A 3638-nucleotide genomic window follows, 5' to 3' on the forward strand; every position below is an offset into this window, starting at 1 on the left:
GAGCACCGCCGGGGCCGGCCCGGCCACCGCCGCCGCGGCGTCGACAAGCAGCGCGGTACGCGCCCGGGGCACGAAGACGCCCGGGTGCACGGCGACCCGCCGGCCGCAGAACTCGGCCCAGCCGAGCAGGTGTTCCAGCGGCAGACCGGCGACGCGGCGGTCGGCCAGGCCGGTCAGTGTCTCGGCCGAGTCGGCGGCGGCGATGAGCAGGTCCGCCTCGTCCTCGGCGAAGACGCACCCGGCGGCGCGCAGCCGGCGGACGAGGGCGGGACGATCGGGGGTGAACACGGTGGATGCCATGGCAAGCCTTTCGGGAACGCTCGTCGGCGCCCCCGGCGTCGCCTCAGCCCCGGGGCGACACGGACTCGGAGGGAGCGCCGGTCCTCTGCTGGTGGATCGGACTCACCTCCTCGGGTCGGGGCCGCACGGGCCGTGGCTGCCGTCACGATAGCCCAGCGGCCGGTCCCCCGTCAGCCCGCGGCGGCGTCCAGGGCCGCGGCCACGTCGGCGACCAGGTCGGCGCTGTCCTCGATGCCGCAGGAGAGCCGGACGAAGCCGGGCGTCGTGTCGTCGCCCCACTGGGCCCGCCGGTCGGCCGTGGTGTGCAGCCCGCCGAACGAGGTGGCGGCGGCCACCAGGCGGGACGCGTCGAGGAACCGGGCCACCCGGTCGGCGTCGCCGAGGTCGAACGAGAGCACCCCGGGCATCCGCCGCATCTGCGCCGACGCGACCGGGTACGCCGGGTCCTCCGGCCGCCCGGGCCAGCGCAGGCCGGCGACGTCCGCCCGGCCGGCGAGGAAACCGGCCAGCGCCTCGGCGTTGGCGGCCTGCCGGGCCAGCCGCAGGTCGACGGTCGCCAGCGAGCGGTGGGCCAGCCAGCAGTCGAACGCGCCGGGTATCCCGCCGGTGGTGGTCCGCCAGGCGGTCACCGCGTCGCGCAGCGCCGGATCACGCGTGGCCACGTAGCCCAGCAGCAGGTCGGAGTGGCCGGTGAGCGCCTTGGTGCCGGAGGCGACCACCACGTCCGCGCCGAGGTCCAGCGGACGCTGCCCGAGCGGCGTCGCGGTGGTGTTGTCCACCGCCAGCAGCGCCCCGGTGGCGTGCGCCGCCGCGGCCAGCGCCGGCACGTCGGCGACGTCGAGACCGGGGTTCGCCGGCGTCTCCAGCAGCACCAGCCGGACGCCGTCGAACGACGGGTACGGCCCGGCGGTCGGCACGAAGCCGACGCGTACCCCGATGCGCTCCAGGGTGTCGGTGGCGAACGCCCGCACCGGGAAGTAGCCGTCGGCGGGCAGCAGCACGGTGTCGCCGGGACGCGGCACGGTCAGCAGCAGCCCGGTGATGGCCGCCTGCCCGCTGGCGAAGACCCGGCAGTCGCCGCCCTCCAGCTCGCCGATCGCCGTCTCCAGCAGCCGGCGGGTCGGATTGTCCGGCCGCCCGTACCCGTCGGGCGCCGCCGACGGCCCGCGCCACGGGTCCAGGTGGTACGGCGCGGCGAAGACCGGACCGGGCAGGAACGGCTGGCCCGGCACGGCCTCCGGCAGGCCGGCGCGCACGCTGCGGGTGCCGTCTCCCCAGTGCGGCGGCGTCATGCCGGCTCCGCTCACTCGTACGACTCCGGCTTGGCGGTCCGGCTCATCAGCGCGTCGACGGCGAGGCGGGGGTCCATCCCCTCGTGGCAGATCCGCTCGATCTGTTCGGTGATCGGCATCTCCACGCCGTGCGCCCGGGCCAGGTCGCGGATGGCCAGGCAGCTCTTCACGCCCTCGGCGGTCTGCCGGGTGGCCGCCTGCGCCTGCTCCAGCGTCTCGCCCCGGCCCAGGTGCTCGCCGAAGGTGCGGTTGCGGGCCAGCGGGGACGAGCAGGAGGCGACCAGGTCGCCCATGCCGGCCAGGCCGGCGAAGGTGATCGGGTCGGCGCCGAGCGCCACGCCCAGCCGGGCGGTCTCGGCCAGGCCACGGGTCATCAGCATGGCCCGGGTGTTGTCGCCGAAGCCCATCGCGGTGGCGATGCCGTACGCGAGCGCGATCACGTTCTTCACCGCCCCGCCCAGCTCGCAGCCGATCACGTCGTCGTTGGTGTACGGGCGGAAGTAGGGCGTCCGGATCGAGGCCTGCACCAGCGCGGTGCGCCGGCTGTCGGTGCCGGCGACCACGGTGGCGGCCGGCTGCTCGGCGGCGATCTCCGGGGCCAGGTTGGGCCCGGAGACGACCACCACCCGGTCGGCCGGCACCCCGGCGGTCTCGGTGATCACCTGGCTCATCCGCTTCGTGGTGCCCAGCTCGATGCCCTTCATCAGGGACACCAGCGTGGCGTCGGGGGCGAGGTGGGGCGTCCAGTCGGCCAGGTTGCCGCGCAGCGTCTGCGACGGCACCGAGAGCACCACGACCTCGGCGCCCTCGATCGCCTCGGCCGCGTCACCGGTGGCGGTGACCCGCTCGGGCAGGCGCACGTCCGGCAGGTAGTCCGGGTTGTGCCGCCCGGTCCGGATCGCCTCGGCCACGGCGGCGCGGCGGGCCAGGACGGTGACGTCCCGCCCGGCGTCGGCGAGGATCTTGGCGAACGCGGTGCCCCAGGACCCGGCGCCGAGGACCGCGACGTGCCCGCTCATTCGGAGACCTCCCGGGTGCCGGTGCGGGCCGGCCGCTGCCAGAGCGGCGGAGGGGTGCCACCGCGGATCTCGGCGACCAGGTCACGGATCCGCAGCATGATGGTGTCCGTCATCTCCTCCAGGATCGCCCGGGTCGGCGTGGCACCCGCCCACCGGCTCAGGTCGACCGGCGGCCCGGCCACCACCGTCACCGGGGTACGCGGGCGCAGCCCGATCCGCGCGGTGCGCGGGTCGAACATCCGCTCCGGGCCGACCATGGCGACCGGGATCACCGGGGCGCCGGTGGCCAACGCCAGCCGGGCCGCGCCGGTCTTGCCCTTCATCGGCCACAGCTGCGGCTCCCGGGTGGTGGTGCCCTCCGGGTAGATCACCACGGCGCCCCCCTCGTCCAGTGCGGCGACCAGCTTGTCCAGCGACTTGACCGCCTCGACGCTGCCCCGCTCGACCGGGATCTGCTTGCACCGGTGCAGGATCCAGCCGATCACCGGGACCCGGAAGACGCTGGCCTTGCCCAGGAACTGCGGCCAGCGCCCGGCGTCGTAGATGAAGTGCGCGGAGACCAGCGGGTCGGCGTGCGAGATGTGGTTGGGCACGATGATGATGCCGCCGTCGCGGCGCAGGTGCTCCATCCCCCGCCAGGTGCGCCTGGTCCACACCGTCAACACCGGCTTCACCAGCACCACGGCGAACCGTTGCCAGAATCCCAGCCTCCGCGGTGCCACCCTGCCTCCTCGTTCCGCCCCACGCGCCCCGGGAGAGAATCATGCCTGCTCGCCCCCGGTCCGGCCAGTGCGGGTACCGCCACCGGCGCTGGCAGGATGGTCGGCGTGCCTGAGCCGAGCTGGACCGTGGTGATGCCGGTGAAGCGCCTCGGCGCCGCGAAGAGCCGGCTGCGGGGCGCGCTGCCCGGCGTACCCCACGAGGAGCTGGCACTGGCCCTGGCGGCCGACACGCTGCGCGCGGTGCGGGCGTGCCCGGCGGTCGCCCGGGTGCTCGTGGTCACCGACGACCCCCGGGTGGGCGCGGC

General features: G+C 75.7%; 3 protein-coding genes and 2 pseudogenes. 1 reads left to right on the top strand and 4 read right to left on the bottom strand.

The genetic code is table 11. The features are described from left to right. The 4 genes and pseudogenes from HUW36_RS28070 to HUW36_RS28085 all read right to left on the bottom strand — a co-directional run. Positions 1 to 300 (bottom strand): annotated as a pseudogene (locus tag HUW36_RS28070) (putative protein N(5)-glutamine methyltransferase); the annotation flags it as partial. Between the two features lie 170 nt (positions 301 to 470). Then, positions 471 to 1592, bottom strand: a complete 1122-nt coding sequence (locus tag HUW36_RS28075; protein ID WP_174530886.1) for a cystathionine gamma-lyase — start codon at positions 1590 to 1592, stop codon at positions 471 to 473. Positions 1593 to 1603: 11 nt separating this feature from the next. Then, complete coding sequence (locus tag HUW36_RS28080; protein WP_091580459.1) at positions 1604 to 2611, bottom strand: NAD(P)H-dependent glycerol-3-phosphate dehydrogenase; 1008 nt, start codon at positions 2609 to 2611, stop codon at positions 1604 to 1606. Beyond that, positions 2608 to 3333: a lysophospholipid acyltransferase family protein gene (locus tag HUW36_RS28085; protein WP_174530887.1), complete on the bottom strand. Its 726-nt coding sequence runs from the start codon at positions 3331 to 3333 to the stop codon at positions 2608 to 2610. The genes HUW36_RS28080 and HUW36_RS28085 overlap by 4 nt, the downstream gene beginning before the upstream one ends. A 132-nt stretch (positions 3334 to 3465) precedes the next feature. On the opposite strand from HUW36_RS28085, the pseudogene HUW36_RS28090 reads away from it, so the two are divergent. Continuing rightward, positions 3466 to 3638, top strand: a pseudogene (locus HUW36_RS28090) (2-phospho-L-lactate guanylyltransferase); the annotation flags it as partial.

Source organism: Micromonospora maritima (genome assembly GCF_902825405.1).
Taxonomy (GTDB): domain Bacteria; phylum Actinomycetota; class Actinomycetes; order Mycobacteriales; family Micromonosporaceae; genus Micromonospora; species Micromonospora maritima.

What these genes read in the sequence shown, in the direction of transcription:
- HUW36_RS28075 (WP_174530886.1), bottom strand. Translation starts at nt 1,592, where the DNA reads ATGACGCCGCCGCACTGGGGAGACGGCACCCGCAGCGTGCGCGCCGGC.
- HUW36_RS28080 (WP_091580459.1), bottom strand. Translation starts at nt 2,611, where the DNA reads ATGAGCGGGCACGTCGCGGTCCTCGGCGCCGGGTCCTGGGGCACCGCG.